The sequence below is a fragment of the Methanoregula sp. genome, assembly GCF_052325125.1.
In the GTDB taxonomy this organism is placed as follows: Archaea; Halobacteriota; Methanomicrobia; order Methanomicrobiales; family Methanospirillaceae; genus Methanoregula.
Genome location: NZ_JBKQWO010000012.1, coordinates 17354 through 39268, shown reverse-complemented (window position 1 = coordinate 39268; position 21915 = coordinate 17354). Strand labels below are relative to the sequence as shown.

The following is a 21915-nucleotide window of genomic DNA, read 5'->3' as shown; positions in this document are numbered from 1 at the left end:
TATCTGTCTGTTTTTCCCGAAAAAGGGGTTTACCGGTCTTTCCGAATATTTAAAAAAAAGAGATTTTTAATCTTCAAGGAGTACAAGGCAGCCGGCGATCTTGTCGTGGAGTCCCTGGCGCTTTTTAGTGAGGCCGATCATCAAAAACCCGATGAATATAATCAGGGTGGAGATAAATTTCCCGAAGAACCTGAGTGTTGCCCGGGCAAAGGAAATCCGGTTACCTTCAAGGTCGGTGACCTCGAGGTGCATCAGGACTTTTCCCGGGGTAGCCTGTCCCCGCGAGGATTCAAAGCCTGCATAGTAGAGCCAGGGAACGACAACGACCAGCAGACCGACAGCAGCAACGATCGGGCCGAGGGCCGCAATCGGCGTTCCCGCCTCGGTCAGGGAGGAGATCGGCGCATGGGCGGCCACGAGATAGTACAGGTACATGATCCCGTTCGCCTGGTTGAAGAATGCAACAACGATGATACCGAGCAATACCATAAGAATAAAGTCTACGATGAATGCGACGAACCGCCGTCCCAGGCCGGCATATATCCCGACCCCGGGGCCTTCGTCAACGTCAGGCGCAGCGACTGCCGCCTGAGCCGGGGGTGCAGCTTCGATCGGTGCCCCGCACCACTGGCAGAATTGCCCGGAAGCGTCAGTCTCTTTCCCACATTTTGGACAGAACATTCCTCATACTCCTGATAGGTAAAGTTAATCCGGGTGTCCTTTTTAATTTAACTGTTCTTTTGGGGATTTTTGCGGGATTTTTCCATCACCCTGCAGGAAAACGGCAGGTCCCCCTTGAGATGTACGGGGCTGTCCATCCGGGCCATTGCCGACTTAATTCTGAACGTAAATCAGAAATATCCCAAAATGAAAGGGATATTCATGAGTTCCAGAACCATCGCAGCCGCTTGTGCTGCGCTTTTTTTCTGTGCGCTGTTTGCAGGGTGCACGAGCCCCACCCAGGCCGAAATACAGCCTGTCGGAACCACCATCGCTACACCGGCACCTGCGACTACCTCCCCGGTCGTGACCGTACCGGCCACGTATGAGCCTGTCACCCCGCTGCCCGCCAACCAGATGGTGTATCTCGAGCTTACCAAAGACCGGCCCACCGGCAGGATCACCCTGTTATGCAGCGGCGGGCCCGGCATGGTTGCAGCCCAGGTCATCAGGCTCCGTGTCACCCTCGCCGACGGGAGTGTGGCCGAGAAGCAGATCACGAATGACAACGGCCAGATCCCAAACGACGCCTCTATCGTCATTCAGGGTACCCTCCACGGCACTGATCACGGTGAGGCCTGGGTGACCTCCTCCGGCAAGGTCTACAAGGTCATCGACCAGAACCTGGCCTCCACCAACCCCTATTCCTGATCTTTTTTTTTCGTAAATCAGCCCCGGTTTTCTTTTACGTCTCTTGAGACATCCCGCCGATCCGTCCCGCATATTTCTGTATCCCGTACCCGAGGGCGAGCACGGCTAGAGCCACGGCACCAAGGACGATCCACTGCTCCGTGCCCGCTGTCCCTACCGAAAGCCGGGCCACCAGGTTGAGCGGGTTGTACGGCAGGGCGAGCACAAAGAGAATGATGACGACAAGGGTGGTCGAGAAGACGAATTGTGCTGCCGTCCGCTCCCGGTAATACAGGGCAAAAAAGGCCCCGATCATGATGAGGAGCAGGGATGCGAGGGTTACGTGGAGCAGGATGAGGACGGGATTTTCAATCGCGATCCCGTTTGCCGCAAGCAGGACAATCCACGCTCCGGCCTGGAGCGGGACGATCAGGCCGCAGGCAAGCACCTTACCCCAGATCATCTCGGCAAAGGAGACCGGGGTGGAGAGGAGTGTCTCCAGCGTCTCGTGCTGGTACTCCTCGGTGATGAGATCGATGATGAGCGCCGCAGAGATGATCCCCGGCAGGAAGACCAGGAGCGGGACCAAAAGCCCGTACACGAACTCGAAGAAATCCCCGCTGCCGGCAGAGGACGGGACCTGGACCGGGATGGGCGTTACATCGAGCCTGCCGGCGCGGATCTTCCTCAAGTCCTGCTCGTACTGGAGAAAGACCGCCTTCAGCTTCACGTCCACGACCGCTCCCTGGAGGTCATTGGTGAGTGTGTACAGCATGATCTTTACCGGATCTTCCGCGCCGGGCAGGGTACCGGGCGCATACACCACGGCGGAGATTTTCCGCTCCCTGAGCAGTTCAACCGCTGTCGAGAGGTCCATCCGGTTCACCCGGAAGTCCGGGCTGTTCTCCAGGTACCCGAGCAGCGGGGTCTCGTTTCCCGCGTACGCGACATCATACCGGAAGTGCGAATATTTCGAGAGCGATGCCGGATCGTACATGGACGTGAGCCCGACCATGAGAAACGATGAGAAGAGCGCAATGAAGACCTGGAGCAGGACCGCAAGCAGGATCGTCTTCTCGGAAAAGAGGCCCCGGAACTCTTTTTTTGCGATGATAGTAACGTGCCTGGCCTTCATCGGATCCACCCCAGGATGAAATACAGATTATAGCAGCAGTGGAGCACTGTCGCAGCTGCAAGGCCGGCAAAGAGCCCTTTTTTCCCCCAGACTTTGAGGGAGCAGGCAACGATGAGAACGCAGGCGAAGTGAAGCAGGAGCGGCAGCCAGAGCACGCCAAGCGACAGGAAGAGGACGCTCCCGAAGATCGATTCTGATATCTGAGTAAGCGTTGCAAAGAGCAGGAGTTTTTCCCCCACGAGAAAGCCGGTTGCGGTGGCGGCGCAGGCAAAGACCAGGTGCTTCCATGAAAAGAACGCGGGGTCCCTCATAAAGAGCGTGTAAATACCGGCCGCTTTTGCCATCTCTTCGATAAGCGCTGCAAGAACGAGCAGGAGCACGAGCGAGTACGGCATGGGCAGGTTGAAAAAGATGACGAGGCCCATCATCTGGGCCATGAAGACAAACGGGATCGAAAATGCGGCAAGCAGGAAGAGCGCCGCGTACGGGTGCTCCTGCGGGAGGATCCCGGCAAGGAACTCGCGGATCCGGGGCAGCAACTTCTTTTCCGAAAAGAGGCGTTCCTCGTTGAAGTTCCGGGCCGCGATGTAAAAGAGGATGGCACCGGTCAGCCAGAAGAGCGCGGTGGAATAGAAATAATCCGAAACCGTCCACGCGGTTCCCTGGATAGTGAGCACGATCAGCGTGAGCGGCGAGATGAGACTGATCACGTGGACGTTTGCAAAGATGCTGGGGAAAAAGAGGTACGATGTGGCAACGGTCGAGAAGAAGATGGAGATAAACGAGAGCTCCTTGAAGCTTCGGGCGAGCATCCCGATGATGAGCGCGTTCGCGAGAAAAAAGATGATGATCGGGATGAGGGGGAGGAGGACGAGCGGCGACGCCCTGATGTAGAGCGTGATCCCGGCGCAGATTGCAAGCATCCCCAGGAAGTACGGGAGCATCTTTCCTATAACGATGGACGACGTCTTTACCGGAAGGGAAAGGAGGACCTCGCCTTTGCGTTCGATTCGCTCGTTCATGATGCTCATCATGAAAAACTGCGAGGTGAAGTACAGCGGGAAGATGAAGACAAAGACAAGGATGATCGAATCAAAGGGTAGGGGGGGCGAGAGCTGGTCCGGGGTCACGAAGGTTCCCATGACTGACTCCTGCGAGGAGAGAACGTCCGTATACCGGGAGACCTGCGTGTTCTCATGGGACGATGCAACCAGGTCCTGCCTGAGTTCATCCTGCGTGACCCCAAGCATGGGTGAGGGTGTGGGGATATTCTGGACGGTGCCCTGCGGGACCGGCGTGCTCCTCCCGGGGGCTACCCGCACGTACTGGCCGCTCTGGGTGGCGGTAAAGTTGAGTTCGCTTTGTACCGTCTGGGTATCGATCCAGAGCGGGTATGCGGCAAAGAGATCGTTCTCGTTCCTGTAGACGCCATTTTTGTACTGCAGGTAGTCCCGTTCGAGGGTGGTGAGGGCAGACTGTCCCTTCTCCGTAGGGTTTGCGTAGGCCACCCCCTTTACGATAACAAGATCGTACTCCCCCCGGTTCCCTGCGAGTGCGGCGTCGCTGGCCTGGTATACCGTGAACCGTGCATCAGACGCAAACAGCGCGGCGACCTGCGGGTCGTCGACCCCGAGCCGGTACATCCCGTCCTGGATATGCAGGCCGCTCTGGGCGGCAAAACCGGTGACAATGACAAGGAGCACGAAGAGGACGATGGCGACCGGCAGGACATTGCGTGACATGACCGAGAAGGATTTTTTTACTTCCCACCGGGCGATGGTCGCAATGTCCCTGGCTGCACTCATATACTGCCTGTCCGGTGTTCCCTGTCCCGGGAACGCCCGTGATATCCAATAGTGTGGGTAACGGGGTCAAATACTGATCGGTACTGACAACAGGGACGGGAAACCAAAAAGACCGGCGGTGGCGGGATGCCCCCATCCCAACCTATATGTCCCCGACCCCACAAGTCTAAACTGCGAAAAAAGCCCGGAAAAACCCGGCATCCCCCCGGGAAACCTGTCATGATCACTGCCAGTGGACTCACCAAACGCTACGACGGATTTACCGCTCTCGACGATGTGAGTTTCTCGTTTCCTGAGGCCGGGATCTTCGGGATTGTCGGGCATAACGGGGCAGGAAAGACCACGCTGTTAAAGATTATCGCCGGCCTGGTCCCACCCTCGGCCGGCGAACTGTCGGTCAACGGGATCGATGTTGTCCGGGCACCAATGGCGCTCAAGGAGACGCTCGGCTACCTGCCCGAGGAATCCAGGCTCTACGAAACGATGACCGCTGATGAGTATCTTGCGTTCTTCGGTGAGATCTACGGGATCGAAAAAGAGGAGATCGCAGTCCGGACCCGCCGGCTTTTCGCTGTCCTCTCGCTTGAACCCAACGGCAAGAAACTCGGCGAATTCAGTAAAGGCATGAAGCGCAAGACTGCGATTGCCCGGTCGCTCATCCACGACCCGAAGTTTCTCGTCTACGATGAGCCGACGAGCGGGCTCGACCCGATGACCTCCCGGTTCATCGCAGAATACCTGGGAAAACTCAAAAGCGAGGGCAGGACGATCGTACTCTCGGCTCACAACCTGTACCAGGTCGAGGCGATCTGCGACCGGGTGATGATCCTCCGGCGCGGGAAAGTGGTGGCGCTGGGAACGATGGACGAGCTCCGCGAGCAGTTCGGCTCGATTACCTACACCATCTGGTTTTTCGCACCCGATCCGTCTCTCATCGACCGGCATACAGTACCGTACCGGCAGGATGAGAGGGGTCTTGCCTGCGATGCCGGGGATATGGCCGGCCTCGAAGCGGTCTCTGCCGCCATTACGGTAGCCGGTGGGAGGGTAGAGCGGATCGAGTCCCGGTACCCCTCGCTGGAAGAGATGCTGGTAGCGGTTGGAAAATAGGAAATCGGTGTTTTTTCCGGGTTTCCAACACAAAAAAATGATTGACAGGGAACCCGGGCCTCTGGCCGGGAACCGTCAGGCTATCCGCACCGCTGCGCCGCTGTTGCGTGCAGAGGTAATATACGTGGAACCTCCGCCCATCTCCAGCATAGATGACTGCGCTGCCCGTTCAATTTCCTGCATTCCCGTATCCCCGATGGCGTACAGGGTGGGGCCAAACGAACTCAGGCCGGCCCCGGCCGCCCCGGCCGCACGCATCGCGTCAAGGAGCCCGGAGACCTCCCGGGGCTGGAAGGAGAGTTCGACCTTCTTGAAACCCAGTTCCTGTATGATGTTGACCGAAGTGCCGAAGAGGTCGAGGTCCTGTTCTGCGATCCCGGGAAGCATCCGCATCATGACCTCGTGGCAGAGCGTCCGCACCTCGTCAACCGGGACCGGGCAGCAGTTCCTGAAGATCCCGGCCTCCCGAGTGCCGCTCGCCCCTTCCGGGAGTGCCGGGATCGCAAGCAGTATGCGCCAGTCACGGGGGAAATCGTGATGGATGAGCACCGGTGGCGGCTGCACGCCTTTGGATGCGGAGGAGGGTGCAAAGCCGGTTTTTTCGCGGCCCGGCCCGAACCGGTGTCCGCCATCAATGATAAAACCCCCGTGCTCGAACGCTGCCGTACCGATACCGGATGTCCCGCCCCGCCCGACCATCCGGGCGAGTTCTCGTGTGGTCATGGACTTCCCGTACAGTTCGCAGCAGGCCCGGGCCGTGGCAAGTGCCAGCTGCGAACCTCCCCCGAGGCCGATGTGGGCCGGGTAGTGTTCCCTCACCGTAATTGATATGCTGCTTCCCGCATGGATTTTGGCGAGCACGCTTTCTGCACACTCCCGTACCCGTTGTGCAGTCAGGGAGTCGCAGCCGCGGACTTCAAGCGACGGACTGGCCTGTGCCTCAAGAAGTATCGAGGGGTCGTCAAGGGCGATCCCGATCCCGCCGTCGACTCTCCCGAGGCCGCCATTCATATCGAGCAGCGTAACATGGATGCGTGACGGTGTCCTGATAATCACCCTGCGCTCGTCAAGGAACCTGTTGTACGGGAACTGCTCTTCGATGAAGATGAGCGGTTTTCCACCATGGATAATCTGGTACTGGCGCATCAGCAGCGGTTCGTTCCTGCAGATCGAAAAGATCCCGCTCGCCACCTCTTTTGCCGGGGTGACCCGGGCGGTGAGGATCTCACGCCGTGCCTCGATATGGTGGCGCTCGATGATCCTCCCGATCGGGATGTCGGCCCTCATGAGGTCGTCCCGGAACTCCGGTGCAAGACGGGCGACCGGGGTTTGCGATTTCGCATAGATCAGCACCTCCCCGGTTGCAGCGTCACGAAGCTCCACGATCCGGTGATTCACGGCGTCGCCCGGCGCAATGCTGAGGCGTTCTGCGGCAAGAGCGTCAGCTTTTATGACTTCCTGTTCCCGGGTCCGGACCGAGACCGGGTGACCGGTGAACGACTCCAGCAGCTGCGTGACCGACCCGTCAGTGCCCAGAAGAATTTTCTGCACGGGAGAGAGGCGGCCGACCTGCTCTTCTATCTCTTTGAGGCGGTGTGCGATATCCATCCACACAACCTCCATGCCGGGAATATTAAGGATACTGATCCGGCCGTACCTGACGTCCCGACCGGCACTTATCTTTTCAGGGTAGATTGGCGGGTACCCTTACGGTCCCCGGGTGGGTGTGACGGGTGCGGCACCTGTGCGCTGATCATATCGATAGCATCCGCTGCAAGCCGTCCCTTGAGGCCGATCACGTCGCCTGCCCGGATCACGCTGACCTTTGCGGTGAGGACAAAACTTTCGGAAAAGAGGTCAAGGCCCCCTTCGCAAAAATCGTCGAGCCCGAGGGGGGTGCAGGGAGCATCTGACGAGGGTTTGCTGCTGACCGGGCAGACGCAGAGGTCGCCGTTCTCCCGGGTGGAAACGACTACGGCGGGCCGGGTCTTTGCCCCGCGCCGCTCTTCAAACGGAACCGGGGCTAAAATCACGTCTCCCCGCACAAAACGTCCCATGCCCGGATAATCCGGCTTTAAAGAGCATAAGGCAATTGATCGTTTTTAAAAAATGAGATGGGGACAAAGCGACGGGAGGGATATATGCCATGCGGCGGGGAGAAACCCTTTACGTGCGGCAGCTGATGATCGCATCTGGACAGAGATGGTGGAGAAAATGCAGTTTGCAGAGTGTGTGATGCAGCGGTATGCGACAAAGAAGTTTGACGGCAGGACACTTCCCGAAGCAAAGGTGAACGAGCTGCTGGAACTGGTGCGGTTTGCCCCTTCGGCCCTCAACCTCCAGCCCTGGAAGATCAAAATTATCACGGACAAGGCCACAAAGGCGGCCCTTCGCCCGGCGACGAACGACCAGGAACAGGTCACCACCTGTTCGCACCTGCTCGTCTTCTGCGCTGATGCGGATTACGATACCCTGATCAAACGCCTCGGGGAGCTGATGAAGAAAAACCATGTGCCGGCGGACGTTATTTCCATGGTGACCGGCATGGCGTCCCAGTATGTTTCAGGGATGTCGCCGGAGCAGCGGGCCGCATGGTCGCAGGCGCAGACCTTCCTTGCGCTGGGTAACGCCCTGAACGGCGCAAAGTCGCTGGGCTTTGATTCCTGCCCGATGGGCGGGTTCGACCCGATGGAATATTCCCGGATCCTCAGGATCCCGGTTCATCTTACACCAGTGATGCTCTGCCCCATCGGGTACGCGGCAGACAAGCCGGGGCCGAAGATCCGGTATGCCCGGGACGAGATTGTGTTCTGAACCGGGATTACGGATCCTTTTTTTGCCCGGATTTTTGCAATTTTGCCCCTCCCTCACGTGCGATGAGTGCCGCCGCCCCCGCGGCGGATCAGTGACAAAATCTCTCTTAATGTCTCCTGCCCCGCCGTACCCCGGGGCCCTGAAGCAGGGAACCCTCACACATTTTTGGCTGTTTGGAGTGGCTTAGCAGACGGACAAAGCCTCCGCAAAAGAGGGGGGGTCGCATCCGGATCGTGCACGACCCCCCCCTCAGCCCCTTATCCTTAATGCCCTTTATTTTACAAAAATTTCACGTCATAAAATGAGATTTTCTGACTCAAAAAATTCTCACAACCCATGGGGGGGTCGTACCACTTTTTTGGTGCGCTGTCACGACCCCATAATCCTGCATACCGGGAACTCAAATTACGGTAAGAAAATTGCCCGGACTTGCATATAAGGAGTTGCCGGGAAAACTGCGGGAATAGTGGGGGGTCATATCAAGATCAGGTACGACCCCCCCCTGATTATTTCTTACCTCTTCGTCATTTCTTTGATATCGACGAGAGCCAGGCACGGGGTCCTTTTGCCCGGGTGCGGCTCTCGAAGACCGCCGGCCTGATGTAATTGATGGACCACCCGTCCCGGAAGCTGTCCTGTATCTCTCTCTGTGTTACCCTCCTCGGGCCGTATCCGCCGGGCTCCAGTTCGGAAAAGCAGAGCATGAAGTATTTCCCGGCCGGGGATAGGACGCCCGCGAGGTTATCGACGAAGACCTGGCGGTCTTCATCGGACAGGGTATGGAAGAGCCCCGAATCGGTGGCGGTATCGAACGTCCTGTTGAGCCTCGCGAGGTCCAGTGCGCTCAGGACAAGAAAATGCACCGGGAGTCCTCTTCCGGCAGCCTTCTCCCTTGCCTTCTGGATCGCGAGGGGAGCGGAGTCGATCCCCCACACGTCATGCCCTTCCCCTGCAAAGAAGAGGGCATGCTCCCCGGTCCCGCATCCTATGTCCAGGACCGATCCCGTGATCTCCCCCCTCCGGACCAGCTCGACGAACTCCTTCTGGGGCCGGCCGATGTCCCAGGGAGGTGTGCCCCGGTATGCCGAGTCAAAGAAATCCATACCTCTCCATAGTTTCTGATGGGCATATCATTATTTCTTCACGCCATAGCAGCATACCGGGGTACCACAATTCGACCGGCACGAACCGATACCGGTCATCCTGCCATCGCGGACAGCCAGGTTCTTTGCAAGAGAAAAAGGGTCGGCACCGATATAAATCACTCATTGTTTTGACATGAAGAGGAGATCATTACCTCCTTTGGCATGGGTGATTGTGTGCCGTCGCCCCCCCAGCGGACCAGTACTAAACTCTCCCTAAATGTCCCATGCCCAGCCATTCCCCGGAGGGGTCTTGAGGGGCGAACCCTCGCACATTCTTCAGGCTTTTTGGAGAAGGCAGGCCGATGAGCAATAATGTCCCCCTCTCACCGTCTCCCGTGCCCCTTCTTCCCCCCTTGATGCGACCCGCCCCTCTCTTTCTTTTGCGCCGCCTCTTTTTCCATACCCTCGCTCTCCAGCTCCGCGATGATATCGAGGGGATCGTCCATCTTCTGCGCAAGCTCCACGATCTCCAGCAGCCGCTCGATCCCGATGAAGTGCTCCGACATCACGCGGGCAAGGGGGGAGAGCTCGATTGTTGTCCCCTTCTTCTGCACGAGCCGGTGGGCGACAAGCTCCGGCAGCACCGGCTCCATGCTGCCCACCATCGTCGCATTGATCCAGGCAAGGTCCGCCTCCTCGCCCCCGCAGGCGACCGCGTTTGCCACGTACTCCTCCGAACTCTGTTCGAGGTCGTGGACAGGAGCGACCTCCTCCATCTGGCCCTTGAGGAGGCGCAGCGCGATCTCCTCCTCGGTACCCGGGTGTTCGCGCGAATAGCTTCCCCCGGGTTCCGCGAGGAGCACCACGCGGCCGAGGTCGTGGAAATCCGGCCGCCCGGCCCGCCCGGCCATCTGGTTGAACTCCTGCACGGAGAGCCATTCCCGGCCCATGGCAAGGGCATCGAAAATCACCTGCGACGCCGGGAAATCGACCCCGGCCCCGAGCGCTGCGGTCGTCACGACCGCCATCAGCTTCCCGCCAAGGAACTTTGTCTCCACCTCGCGGCGCTCCTGGGCGGAAAGCCCGGCGTGGTAGGCCGCCGCCCGCATCCCCAGAGCGTCGGCGATCGTGTGGCACCGGGCGCGGGCGTTCGTGAAGATGATCGTCTGGCCGCGGTATCCTTTCGAGGATGTGTTCTTGTACTCCTCTGTGGTCAGCTTCTTGATCGTCGGGATCTTCTGCTTGCGTTCCGTAAACAGGAGAAATCGTTCGAGCGCGACCGGCCGGTCGTCGTACCGGACGAGCTGGCAGTTGAGTTTCTTTGCAAGTGTCTTTGGCGAGCCGATGGTGGCGGAGAGGTAGAGGTACTGCGCCTGCGGGGCAAGGTACTTGAGCCGTGCGACAAGCCCGTCGAGCCGGTGGCCCCGTTCCGGGTCCTCAAGCATCTGCACCTCGTCAATGACGACCGTCCCGATGTTGTGCATCTTCTGGCCGCACCGGATCATGTTGTCCACCCCCTCGTACGTGCCGACGAGGATCGGGGCCTGCGGGTTCCGGTCGCCTACTTTCCGGGTCTCGGGAAGGTTGAGGCGCGAGACACCGGTCAGCAGACCGGTCTTTGCGAGGGCGCCGTACCGCTCGGTGAACCGTTCGTACTTCTGGTTCGCAAGGGCAACAAGAGGTACCAGGAAAAGCATCCTGCCCCGGCCCGCGAGATAATTTTTCATCCCGGCCATCTCGCCGATGAAAGTCTTGCCGCTCGCGGTCGCAGCGACAACGAGGAGATCTTTTCCGAACAGCAGGCCGGCGTCCACCGCGAGCTGCTGGGCCGGCATGAGCGATTCGACCCGTGATGCCACCACGAACTCGTGCGGGAGCGGAAGTTCCTCCAGTTTTGCGGTCGCAAGCACCGGGTGCGCCTCGATCCTGTCGAAGAGGGCGGACTTCATCGAGAGTTTTTCCGGCTGGACGAGCGCGAGCACCCGGTCGAGGTTCCGGGTCGCATCGAGGAGCTCCTCGAAATGACGGAGCGTGTCCCTCCCCATGTGCCCGATCGGCGCCAGTTCGCGCCTGAGCTCCCGGCGCCCGCAGTCGAGGCAGATCTTCTCGCTCTTACCGAAGATCACGAAGTTGTCATTCGTGAGCGGTGTGTACCGGTCATCAAGCAGGCAGATCCGGCAGACATCCACGGTGCCGGTGCGGATCTGGAATGAGTGCAGGAACTCTTCGAACAAGGGGTCGGGTCTGACCATCCGCACGTCACCCTCGCGGAGCTGGGCGACGAGATCCTTTGACGGCGTAGCCCGGTACTCCTTGCGCGATCCCCAGCGGAGCCGGTACTTGACCGGCCGGGGCCCCTTCGGGGTGTCGGCCATCTCGGCAATACCGACACCGTGGACATGCTTCCCGTCGTAAAAAAGAAGTTTGTAACTGCCTTTGACCGGCTGGACGATGATCTTCATGGGGCGATCAGATCGACAATCACGTACGAGAGGCCGACGCCCTCAAGTCTTTTTAAGAAATCCGTGAACTCCTCGTCGACGATCACGATCACGCAGTCGATCCCGTGGAACGCTGCCTCGATCACCCCTTCCCGTGCCCCGAAGAAGAGATCGGGTTTGTGGCCGGCGGCTTTGAGAGCGATGTAGGCCTCAAGCCCGACGGCCGCCACCATCCCGGCCGGGCGGATGAGTTCCCTGAGTTTTTCCATCTGCACCCTGCGCGAGCCCCCGTGCTGGATCCGGGGCACCTTGCAGATCGTGACGGTCCCTTCGCGGTGCTCGATAATACCGTTGAGACGGGCTACGCCTACATCCTCATCCTTTTTTGCGTCCGCGACGACCGAGCCGGTCGCCGGCAGCTCCTTTTTTGCGGCGTACAAAAAGCCGCCTTTCATGTAGACGCCGACCTCGTCCCCGGCCATGAGGTTCTCGGCAGCGATCGCCGTCCAGATAGAGACCTGCTGGATGATATCGCGCCGGATGTGCCGGGCATAAGACTCCAGGGATTCGGCGTTTGCGAGCACCCACTCGATACCGGTCTTTGTGACCTCGTAGTTGCCGCGCCCGATCGCGGAAACCATCCCCTCATCGGTAAGCTCGCGGATGTACTCGGAGATCGCCTGGGGCGTAACCCCGAGTTTCGTCGCGATCTCCTGCTGGCGCACCGCCGGCTGGTGCTCGGCGATCTCGACCAGTATCTGTAACCGGGATACCTCGCGCTTGCTGCGCAGGATGGAATAGAGAGGATCCTTAGCGTCCGGTGTCAAGCCGCACCAGTCCCTGTCCCTTCACGTCAAGATGAGGTATCCGTTTTGCAAGGCCCTTGATAAACACCGGGCTGACACCGAATTTCCGGGAGAGATCGGAAATGGACGTGTTGCCGCTTCCCATTTCCGCTTCGATCTGGCCGACAACTTCACGGAGGTTCTCATCATTCGAGAGCGAGATATACAGGATGTCCGAGAGATCCTGCAGGTTGCACTGGAAATTCGCCCGGAACTTGTTGTAGGTTCCCCGGAACTCCTTCTGCGGTTTATCGCCGGGCTTCGGCATCCGCCACTGCTCCTCCACGAGATTGCCTTTCTTTAAAATCTGGAGGCAGACCGGGACACAATCCTCTTTTACCTGCGCCTGGAGTTCTTCCTCGGTCATCCACGATTTGCTCAGCAATTCGTACACTTTCTTGAACGCAGGACTGTTGAACGTCATGAGGAGCGGAACAAGTTCTACGGGATCGTTGACAATTCGGATGTGGCCCGGCACAGTGAAAACCCTATCATTATATCGCGGTATAAATCAATAAATTTATGCGGCATCATTATGCAAAAGAGCGGCAGAATTTCGGTTCGCGGCATCGTGCAGGGTGTCGGGTTCCGCCCTTTTGTGTATGCACGGGCCTGTGAGTACGGGATCGCGGGCTCGGTACAGAACCTCGGGAGCGAGGTGGAGATCTACGCCCGGGGCGAGCGGTTTGGTGACTTTCTTGCGGCAGTCTCCGAAGGCCCGCCGATGTCCCGGATCGATTCGGTCGACGTGACAGAGACATCGGTCGATATCCCGGACGGGTTTGTGATCAAAAAAAGCAAAAGCGGCTCGTTTTCCGGCATGATCCCGCCCGATATCTCCATCTGCGATGAGTGTATCGCGGATATTTTTACGCCGGGCGGGAGGTACGAGGGGTACTGGGCAACGTCCTGCGCGAACTGCGGGCCCCGGTACAGCATCATACAGGAGATCCCGTACGACCGGGAGCGGACGACCATGGACTCTTTTCCCATGTGCGGAGCGTGCGCGGGGGAGTACGGCGATTCGCACTCCCGGCGCCACCATGCACAGACAATCGCCTGCCCCATCTGCGGGCCCGGTCTCCGGCTCATGGATAAAACCGGGACGGATGTCCTGCGCGACGACCCGATCCGTGAAGCAGCCGCGCTGCTCGACGCCGGGAAGATCCTCGCGATCCGGGGCGTCGGCGGATTTCACCTTGCCTGCATCGGAGAGTCATCCGGGGAACTCAAAACGCGTCTCGGCCGGCACGAGCAGCCGTTCGCGGTGATGGTGCGCCCGGGGTTTATCGATCAGATCGCCCGCGTCTCTCCGGAAGAGCGGAAACTGCTCGAGAGCCCGGTCCACCCGATCGTGGTGCTGGAGAAACGCGATTACGCATCGCATGCTGCCATCAGCAACCTGCACACTATCGGCTGCATGCTCCCCTATACCGGGCTCCACCACCTCCTCTTCTCGCACCTTTCCCACCCGCTGCTCATCATGACGAGCGCGAACATGCCCGGCTACCCTATGATCACCGACACCGGCGTGGCCCTCGTAAAACTGGCTAAGGATGCGGATTATTTCCTCGTCCACGACCGCACCATAACAAACCGGGTGGACGACTCGGTGATGCGCGACGGACTGATCCTCCGCCTTTCCAGGGGGATCGCCCCGAAACGGACGGCAATCGATCTCGGGCCGCGCTGCATCCTCGGCGTCGGCCCCGAACTGAACGCGAACGCGACGATTTACAGAGGGGGGTTTGCCGTCACCTCCCCCCACGTGGGAAACGTCCGGAACCCGGCGACGCTCGAGTACCTGCAGGAGACGGTCGCCAAACTCCGGCGACTCCTCGGGGCCGAATACGAAATTGTCGCCCATGACCTCCATCCCCGGTTCCTTTCTACCCGGTTTGCGAGGGAGATCGCGGAGGAACAGGGCCTTACCCTCGTCCCGGTTCAGCACCACCGCGCCCATATCGCGGCGACGACACGGCAGCCATGCATCGGGATCGCGATCGATGGCGTGGGATACGGGGACGACGGCACGGTCTGGGGGGGGGAGATCTTTTGTGGGCAGGTGCCGGACCTTATCCGGATCGCCCATCTCGAACCGGTAGCGATGCCGGGCGGCGACCTTGCCACCCGGTTCCCGGAGCGGATGCTGTATGGCATCCTGCCGGAAGAAGCGTGCCTTGAACTCCTTCGCCACCGCGGCTGGTCAGATGTCGAACTCGGTGTGCTTGCAAAACAGGTCGCGGGAAAGTTCAATGTGACGATGACCAGCAGTACCGGCCGGGTGCTCGATGCGGCTTCTGCCCTGCTTGGCATCTGCCGGGAACGCACCTACGATGGCGAACCGGCGATGAAACTCGAAGCGGCTGCGGCGGGCGGGGTGGCGGAAGCGTGGGAGCCGGTCTTTTCGGATGCGGGCGGGTGCGAGGTTCTTTCCACCCGGGCGATACTTGCAACCGCCCTCTCCCGTATATCCCGCGCACCTTCAGGTGACAAAAACGTCGTCCGCGACATTGCGGCATCCGTCCAGTACAACGTTGCCCGGGGGATCGCCGCGCTTGCCATCCACGCGGCAGATCGGGAGGGCATTTCTCTTGTGGCCCTCAGCGGGGGCGTCGTCGCGAACCGGGCCATCCGGGAGACCATCCGTGCGGAGATCGCCCGTGCCGGACTCACCCTTGTCATCAACGCCGCGTACCCGCCCGGCGACGGGTGCGTCTCCTTTGGCCAGTGCGTCTGGGCTGGAACGCTCTCTGCAGCGGCAGGTAAGAGGTAGCGACTGCGGGCTGTGCCCCCTCCAGAAAACAAGCATTTTATCTTGACGGACGTACAAAGATGAGATCAAGCTTGCGATGTATCCGCTCGACATCATTCAGGAACAGGAAAAGAGGATCCAGAGCCTGGAAAAGGAGCTCATCGAGCTTCGCCAGGGACTTGCAGCCGTGCACGATTACTTCCTCGAAATCAAGGCCGCTGCCGATGAAAAGAGTGTAAGTGCCGAGCTCCACTTCGGTATTGTCAGGCCCCTCAAGGAAGACGATGCGGAGTTTGAGGGCATCTGGGATTTCCACCAGAAAATGCTGGTGGCCGATCCTGCAGGGTCCATCCCGCTTGATATCATGTATGATACATTTGCCCAGTTCTGCCGCAAGAACGGCAAAAAGCCGGTGGACAAGGATGCATTCGAGTACCTGCTCCCGCAGATGGACGAACCCCGGCCGGTGATCTTCCGGGGAAAATGGCAGGGATGCAGGTTCCGGTAAACTTCGGCCGGACCCGGCGGGCATGGAGAAGACATGGCGCATGTCCGCATTACGGCTGAATCCGATATTCCCCTTATCGGGTCGCTCTATTTTGGCATCATTGACCGGGGCACGAGCCTGTTGCAGGTGCGCCCGAGCTGCGGCTGCAATTTAAATTGCCCCTTCTGCTCGGTCGACGCCGGGCCACACTCCACGACCCGTGCCACCAGTTACGAAGTGGAACTCGACTACCTCCTCTCCGCAGTAGAAGAGATCGCGCCGTTCAAGGGCACGGGCGTCGAGTGCCATATCGATTCCCCGGGCGAGCCGCTCATGTACTCCCGGCTGCCCGAACTGGTTGCAGCGCTCAAAAATATTGACGCGGTCTCGGTTGTCTCGCTCCAGACCAACGGTACGCTCCTTGACGACGCAAAAATTGCGGCACTTGCAGCAGCAGGGCTCGACCGGGTCAACCTTTCGCTCCATGCGTTCGATCCCGGTCTCGCACGGCAGCTTGCCGGTGTGGACTGGTATGATATCGATAAGGTCACCGGCGCGGCAAAAGCGGTCGTGGCCAGTTCCATGGATCTCCTCATAGCCCCGGTCTACATGCCGGGCATCAACGATGCGGAGATCCCGAAGCTGATCGGATTTGCGCAGGAGTGCGGGGCAGGGAAGCGGTTTCCCCCTCTCGGCATCCAGAAGTTCGAGCGCTACCGGTACGGCAGGACGCCAAAAGGCGTGAAAGTCCAGAGCTGGTGGCAGTTTTTCAACCGGAGCATCAAGGAGTGGGAAAAGATGTCCGGCCTGCACCTCCGGCTCGATCCGGGACGGGACTTCGGGACCGTACGGCGCCCCTCGCTCCCGCAGGTATTTACCAAGGGCGAGAAAGCGACCGTCGAGATACGGGCCCCGGGATGGATCCACGGGGAACAGATCGGCGTTGCGCGGAACCGGGTGGTCTCGGTGTTTGGCTGCGATAAAGAATCCGGGCAGATCCGGGTAAAGATCGTCGCGGCGAAAAACAATATCTACGTAGGCGTGCCGGTCTAGTGGTTGGGGTACCGGTCCCGAACATGACGGGGCTGTGGGCCGAACATGTCGGCGCATCCGTTCGTTTGGATTGCCGAAATTTTTGAGGAAAGTAATTACAGATTACGAAGAAACGAAGAAGAAAAAAAAAAGATTTTAGCCGAACAGGGCGCCGAGCCCTGCCATGCCGCTCTCTTCTTCTGCCTTCTTATCCTCTTCCTTGTGCTCTTCCTTTGCCGGTGCTGCTGCGTGGCCTGCTGCGGGTGCTGCGGCCGCAACGGCGACCGGTGCTGCGGCTGCCTTGCTGATGGCCTCTTCAATGTTCACGCCGTCGAGGGCTGCAATGAGCGCCTTGATCCGTGACTCGTCTGCTGCTACACCTGCGGCGGTCAGTACTGCCTTGACGCCGTTCTCATCGACCTTCTTGCCTGCCTTGTGCAGGAGAAGTGCTGCATAGATATACTCCATCTCAAATTCACCTTTTTATAAATTTTATTTTACCAGGGTCTTTATGGCCTGGCTTTCTCTTTGGGCTTTACCAATAATCGCATCGACAACGTCCTTCTCGTAGATTGCCGCCTCGATCGCAAGACCGCGTGCATCCCGGACAGCTTTTGTCAGGATAGGCACCATGGTCTCTTTGGTCGGGATGCTTGCGTTCACCGACAGGTTGAACGCCTGAAGGCCGGCAAGCTGGAGCTGGGCGAGGAGCTTTGTCTCGTCCACGGAGAGCACGGACGGCTCGTAGATAGTGCCCTCGTGGAAGGCTGCCTGGAGGGCGAGCCCCACATCCATGGGCTTGATGTCAAGCTTGACAAGAACCTCGGCAAGCTTTGCCGAGATGACCGCGCCTTTTTTGACGACAGTCTTCGTCTCGCGGATCTTGACCTTGCCGGCTTCGATCGCTGCCGGAATGCCGGCCTGCTGGAGCTCGCCGACGATCGGGCCCGGCTTGAAGCTCGTGGGCCCCTTCTCGATAACGATGTCCTCGGGTGCGGTCTCGCCGGCTTTTGCGGCCATCTTGGTCTTGGTCTTCTCGAGCTGCTTGTACAGCTTGAACGGATTGTCGTTGGAGAAGATCACCGCGGAATGGCCGGAGATAAATTTCGTGAGACCCTTTGCGTCCCCGCCAATCTCGCCGAGCGCGTGCTCGATTAAGGTGTTCCGTGTTACCTTGATGACTGCCTTGCCGCGAAGGTTTCGCCGGATCTGCTGTACCTGCTGGGCGGGGATGCCGTACATGTCGACAAGCCCGATCAGCGTGTACTCCTTTGCGTGCTTCCTGATCTCCTCGACCTCGTCCTTTTTCCACGCGGGCAGGTGGTGGGTATAGACTGCCATTATACCAGCCTCACGGACGGACCCATCGTGGTCTTCACGTAGATCGAGCGGACGTTTAAGTGACCCTGTTCGAGGACTGATTCGATACGCTTGACAACCGCATCGATGTTCTCGGAGACCTGCTCCGGCGTCATTGCCGTCGATCCGACCTTGGTGGAGAAGACCGTCTTGTCTTTCGTGCGGATCTTCACCGAGTTACGGAGACGTTCGACAATCGGGCGGATATCGGTCTGCCCGGGGATCGGCATCGGCATCCGGCCCCTTGGTCCCAGCCGGGGACCTAAGAAACGACCGACCTGCGGCATGACCGCGGTCTCGGCAAGGAAGTACTTGTACGTGCTTGCGACCCTGCGTGCTTCGCGGGGTGCGCCTCCGAGCCGTTCTACCTCTTCGGGGCCGATGATCAGATCAACCTTGGCGTCCTTTGCCTGCGTGACGATATCCCCTTTCCCGATGACACAGATCCCGGTCTTCTCGCCGGTCCCGTGGGGAAGAAGAATCGTCTCGTCGATACGATTTTTCGGCTGCGCCATATCGACATTCTTGAGATTGATGGTAATATCGATGCTCTCAGAGAATTTCCGCTTTGGCGCTTTTTCAATCGCCGTTTTTACGGCGTCCAGAATTTTGGCCCTATCAACCATCAGATTCCTCCATAGTCTGCGACCGAACCCTTCGATCTCCTATGGTGTTCTTCGGATCTATTTCACAAGGACGCTGTCATACTTGCCAGCTGCGATGTCGGTGAGCACGTCCTTTGCGCGCTTGCCGTCAACGGAAACACCCATGCTCACGCACGTGCCCACGACCTCTTTGACTGCGGTCTTGAGCTCGTAGGAGAGCATTCCTTCGAGTTTCATGTTGGCAATCCTGACAGCGGCCTCGAATGGCAGGTTTCCTGCCACTTTGACGTTGGGCTCTGCGGATCCTTTCTCGATATTGGCCTCTTTCTTTATGAGTGCCGTCGTCGGTGGAATACCCACCGAGATCGTGAAGTTCTTTTTAGAGTCGACTTCGATCTTGACCGGGACCTGCATTCCGTTGAATGAGGCGGTCTTCTTGTTGATCTCATCGACTACTGCCTTCACGTTGATACCGAGTGGTCCGAGCGATGGTCCTAATGGTGGACCTGCTGTTGCCTTTCCGCCGGGTACTAAAACCTCGACCACTTCTGCCATAGTCTTTGCACCATGCCGTCCCGTATTTGCGGGTTCCGAGCTTGGGTCTGTTAATTTTGTTGGGAAGGAAGATAAAGGTGATCGTGGGCGAGGGGGGGGAAATGAATTCCCGAAATTTTAATAATTATATCTGTACTGAAGGAGTCAAAAATTAGTGATTACAGGTAAACTAAAACTCGGCCTCTAACAACTTTTAAGAAATTATTTTTTTTCTGGCGAGGGGTGACTATGCATTTCAGATAAGGTTTGTTGGTATAACTCTCTAAATTGCGTGAAAGTTGCCTGTTCTTTTATATCGGTTAGCCTGGAAAATATTCTATCCAATTGGACATTTATCTGAGATTCCTCAAGGTTTGGTATCATACTGGTGATTTGTATCGCACATAATTTTGCAACATCCATCATTTCTTTCTCAATAGCTAAACAGCTAAACCCGACATCAATTCGAATTAATTCAGGAAGTGTAACGTATGGTTCTTTTATTTCCGCAAATTTCAGCAGATGATCAATTTGGGTAATAACACCAATTGCTGCTTCTATTAATCCGGTTTCAAATGAGGTTGAACCAATCTCAATTATGGAATAACTTATTTTTTCTTCACCCTCGAAATAACCGTCTTTAGCACATCTGGCGTACAATCGAACCAAAAAAATTACAATAGCTTTTGTGGTTTTCACGAGTTTCTTGTTACTCGCAGCAACTCCTTCCGTATGGAGTAATTTTACAACCGTCGCAATGGGGGATTTTTTTTGTGAGAATTTTTCGGCAAAGACATCGTAATCCATTTCCTTCAAAAGCTCTATCGGTGCGATAAAAGTGAGATCAAATTGATCTTTTTCTATTCCTTGGTAACCGATAAGATAGAGCAGGTTCGTAATTTGAACGGACTCATCATCAAAATTATCAGCGATAAGACTTTCCTCAAGATCTCCGAGATTGTTAATTAGGTCGAACAATATATCCGTTTGATAGTTTTCAATTAGATACAAAGCGATTGTCCGATTTGTTTCAATATATAGACTGAAATTTTTGAATTCTTTTTGCTTTATATAGAGTTCTGCAATTTTTTTCTGTACTTGGATCATAAAAAGGATTATAATTTCCCTATTTTCGGATTTTAGTCCTTTTGTGAGGATATTATGGAAATATGCAATAATAATTGTGGATAACTCATCATTTTTTGTTTCTCTCGAATAATTGTATAATTTCCCAAGATTTGTAATATTTTTTTGTAAGACTATAATTTGGGATCCGAGGATCGCGAATTCACTTACCTTTTTTTCGTGATGAGAGAGAAAACTCAATGATTGCCTGAAATCTTTATTCTTTGTAATTATCTCGCTTTCAATTTCCCCAAAAACATCTGAGAAGAATGAAAGCGACACGAAATAATTTTGTACGCCTACATCATCCAATAAATTACCAATTTTAACGATTACTCTAGCTACGTCTCGGTCTGTTCCATGTGTTATTTGATAAAACGCGAGTATTTTCAACTGGGTAATCACTGAAGAAAAAATACCTAGATTGTTGTAACTTATACACAATTGACCCAGAATCGGAAGTGCTTCTAACGCCCGTTCATATTCTGGTTCTCTCTTTTTTTCTAAAGATTTTATTGCAATTTCATTCAAAAAGAAACTCGAGGTAGTAAATATTAAACTTGAATTTTGTTCAATGGCCTGCTTTGAAATAATGCATAACTCGGATATCTGTGAATCTAACAGTAACGGTAAATCATCATCCAACACTTCTTTGGCAACAGCGTAATGACAATTGCATACATATCCGGTGATATATTCAAAATTCATTTTTTGACTTAAACTTCGAAGTTCTCTCAATTTTTCGTCATACGCAATATTGATTTGTGTTATCTCATCACGCGAAGCATTTTTAAAAATAGGGATTATTATCTTGTTAATTTTAAAAAGGCCATACGTAGTAACTTCTAGATCATTTTTTAACATTGACGAATTGATAATTGTAAAATAGAAGTTAAAATCCTCATTTTGAGTTATTATTGATTTTTTGTCAATTTTCTTAGAAAGCTCGTCAATAATAACATTTGCGCCTAGCAGATTTGTCGTTGTGATAATGTAGGGAAAAAGAATAATCAAAGAGTAAATCGCAATCCCAAGCTCTAACGAAATATAACTATCCAATGGGATTCCTAAGAAATAGTTAACGTTATCAAGACTGAGTGTTCTAAGAATTATTAAACCATAAATGATTGAAATTATGTATATTACAGTCAGAATCCAAAAATCAGGATGTCTTTTAATATAGTCAATAATTTTTGAAGAGTATTGTGACGCGGTAATTTGGATAGCTACTAAAGAAAGAGTAATTACGATCGAAATGATTGTAGCTTGACTTTGAATTATTGTGCTAATTAAAGAACGTTCATTCTCAATATTTGTTGGTGCAAAGTTAAAATGTGAAAACAGGATTCCGCATATAAGAATGACACTAATATAATAAAATAAAAAAATTCCCGCTCGTTTAAAGAGATAAATTAAATCCTGTTTCATCAGTA

At 56.0% G+C, this 21915-nt stretch carries 21 protein-coding genes; 6 read left to right on the top strand and 15 right to left on the bottom strand.

What is annotated here, in order from left to right:
• Positions 1-66 precede the first annotated feature (66 nt).
• The gene (locus ACLQMU_RS03025; protein WP_422148717.1) at positions 67-681 is read right to left on the bottom strand and encodes an RDD family protein; all 615 of its coding nucleotides are present in this window, start codon (positions 679-681) and stop codon (positions 67-69) included.
• Between the two features lie 201 nt (positions 682-882).
• Here ACLQMU_RS03025 and ACLQMU_RS03020 point away from each other — a divergent pair, with 201 nt between their 5' ends.
• Entirely contained in the window at positions 883-1371 is a 489-nt protein-coding gene (locus tag ACLQMU_RS03020; RefSeq protein WP_422148716.1) for a hypothetical protein, read from the top strand.
• A 34-nt stretch (positions 1372-1405) separates the two neighbouring features.
• Here ACLQMU_RS03020 and ACLQMU_RS03015 read toward each other — a convergent pair whose 3' ends face one another.
• Positions 1406-2485, bottom strand: a complete 1080-nt coding sequence (locus ACLQMU_RS03015; protein WP_422148715.1) for an ABC transporter permease — start codon at positions 2483-2485, stop codon at positions 1406-1408.
• Positions 2482-4290 (bottom strand): ABC transporter permease, encoded by a 1809-nt coding sequence (locus tag ACLQMU_RS03010; RefSeq protein WP_422148714.1) that lies wholly within the window; start codon positions 4288-4290, stop codon positions 2482-2484. The genes ACLQMU_RS03015 and ACLQMU_RS03010 overlap by 4 nt, the downstream gene beginning before the upstream one ends.
• 219 nt (positions 4291-4509) lie before the next feature.
• Between ACLQMU_RS03010 and ACLQMU_RS03005 the strand changes: the two genes are divergently transcribed.
• Positions 4510-5400 carry an ABC transporter ATP-binding protein gene (locus ACLQMU_RS03005; RefSeq protein WP_424039822.1) on the top strand — a complete coding sequence of 297 codons (891 nt, stop codon included), beginning with the start codon at positions 4510-4512 and terminating at the stop codon, positions 5398-5400.
• Between the two features lie 75 nt (positions 5401-5475).
• On the opposite strand, the gene ACLQMU_RS03000 is transcribed toward ACLQMU_RS03005, so the two are convergent.
• Complete coding sequence (locus tag ACLQMU_RS03000) at positions 5476-7008, bottom strand: beta-ribofuranosylaminobenzene 5'-phosphate synthase (protein ID WP_422148712.1); 1533 nt, start codon at positions 7006-7008, stop codon at positions 5476-5478.
• A 68-nt stretch (positions 7009-7076) separates the two neighbouring features.
• Entirely contained in the window at positions 7077-7457 is a 381-nt protein-coding gene (locus ACLQMU_RS02995) for a type II toxin-antitoxin system PemK/MazF family toxin (RefSeq protein WP_422148711.1), read from the bottom strand.
• A 157-nt stretch (positions 7458-7614) separates the two neighbouring features.
• Between ACLQMU_RS02995 and ACLQMU_RS02990 the strand changes: the two genes are divergently transcribed.
• The gene (locus tag ACLQMU_RS02990) at positions 7615-8214 is read left to right on the top strand and encodes a nitroreductase family protein (RefSeq protein ID WP_422148710.1); all 600 of its coding nucleotides are present in this window, start codon (positions 7615-7617) and stop codon (positions 8212-8214) included.
• A gap of 524 nt (positions 8215-8738) precedes the next feature.
• On the opposite strand, the gene ACLQMU_RS02985 is transcribed toward ACLQMU_RS02990, so the two are convergent.
• The 5 genes from ACLQMU_RS02985 to ACLQMU_RS02965 form a co-directional block, all read right to left on the bottom strand.
• Positions 8739-9317 (bottom strand): class I SAM-dependent methyltransferase, encoded by a 579-nt coding sequence (locus ACLQMU_RS02985; protein ID WP_422148709.1) that lies wholly within the window; start codon positions 9315-9317, stop codon positions 8739-8741.
• A 30-nt stretch (positions 9318-9347) separates the two neighbouring features.
• Positions 9348-9479, bottom strand: coding sequence for a hypothetical protein (locus ACLQMU_RS02980; RefSeq protein ID WP_443673533.1), 132 nt, complete (start codon positions 9477-9479; stop codon positions 9348-9350).
• A 203-nt stretch (positions 9480-9682) separates the two neighbouring features.
• The gene (locus tag ACLQMU_RS02975) at positions 9683-11761 is read right to left on the bottom strand and encodes a DEAD/DEAH box helicase (protein ID WP_424039824.1); all 2079 of its coding nucleotides are present in this window, start codon (positions 11759-11761) and stop codon (positions 9683-9685) included.
• On the bottom strand, positions 11758-12567 hold the full coding sequence (locus ACLQMU_RS02970) for a DUF7839 domain-containing protein (RefSeq protein WP_422148707.1): 810 nt from the start codon (positions 12565-12567) through the stop codon (positions 11758-11760). The genes ACLQMU_RS02975 and ACLQMU_RS02970 overlap by 4 nt, the downstream gene beginning before the upstream one ends.
• Entirely contained in the window at positions 12551-13063 is a 513-nt protein-coding gene (locus ACLQMU_RS02965) for an ArsR family transcriptional regulator (RefSeq protein ID WP_422148706.1), read from the bottom strand. Before ACLQMU_RS02965 ends, ACLQMU_RS02970 begins: the two co-directional genes overlap by 17 nt.
• Positions 13064-13120: 57 nt before the next feature.
• On the opposite strand from ACLQMU_RS02965, the gene hypF reads away from it, so the two are divergent.
• The 3 genes from hypF (at position 13121) to ACLQMU_RS02950 (ending at position 16880) form a co-directional block, all read left to right on the top strand.
• Positions 13121-15361, top strand: coding sequence for a carbamoyltransferase HypF (hypF, locus tag ACLQMU_RS02960; RefSeq protein ID WP_422148705.1), 2241 nt, complete (start codon positions 13121-13123; stop codon positions 15359-15361).
• Positions 15362-15437: 76 nt separating this feature from the next.
• Positions 15438-15848 carry a hypothetical protein gene (locus ACLQMU_RS02955; RefSeq protein ID WP_422148704.1) on the top strand — a complete coding sequence of 137 codons (411 nt, stop codon included), beginning with the start codon at positions 15438-15440 and terminating at the stop codon, positions 15846-15848.
• 33 nt (positions 15849-15881) lie between these two features.
• The gene (locus ACLQMU_RS02950) at positions 15882-16880 is read left to right on the top strand and encodes a radical SAM protein (RefSeq protein WP_422148703.1); all 999 of its coding nucleotides are present in this window, start codon (positions 15882-15884) and stop codon (positions 16878-16880) included.
• Positions 16881-17015: 135 nt separating this feature from the next.
• Here the strand turns inward: ACLQMU_RS02950 and rpl12p are convergent, their stop codons facing one another.
• The 5 genes from rpl12p to ACLQMU_RS02925 form a co-directional block, all read right to left on the bottom strand.
• Positions 17016-17327: a 50S ribosomal protein P1 gene (gene rpl12p / locus ACLQMU_RS02945; protein WP_424039827.1), complete on the bottom strand. Its 312-nt coding sequence runs from the start codon at positions 17325-17327 to the stop codon at positions 17016-17018.
• 24 nt (positions 17328-17351) lie between these two features.
• Positions 17352-18200 (bottom strand): 50S ribosomal protein L10, encoded by an 849-nt coding sequence (locus ACLQMU_RS02940; protein WP_443673532.1) that lies wholly within the window; start codon positions 18198-18200, stop codon positions 17352-17354.
• Entirely contained in the window at positions 18200-18844 is a 645-nt protein-coding gene (locus ACLQMU_RS02935; RefSeq protein WP_443673531.1) for a 50S ribosomal protein L1, read from the bottom strand. Before ACLQMU_RS02935 ends, ACLQMU_RS02940 begins: the two co-directional genes overlap by 1 nt.
• A gap of 57 nt (positions 18845-18901) precedes the next feature.
• Positions 18902-19378, bottom strand: a complete 477-nt coding sequence (locus ACLQMU_RS02930) for a 50S ribosomal protein L11 (protein ID WP_443673530.1) — start codon at positions 19376-19378, stop codon at positions 18902-18904.
• Between the two features lie 201 nt (positions 19379-19579).
• A complete protein-coding gene (locus ACLQMU_RS02925) occupies positions 19580-21910 on the bottom strand; it encodes a DUF2254 family protein (protein WP_443673529.1) in 2331 nt (776 codons plus the stop codon).
• Between the last annotated feature and the right edge of the window lie 5 nt (positions 21911-21915).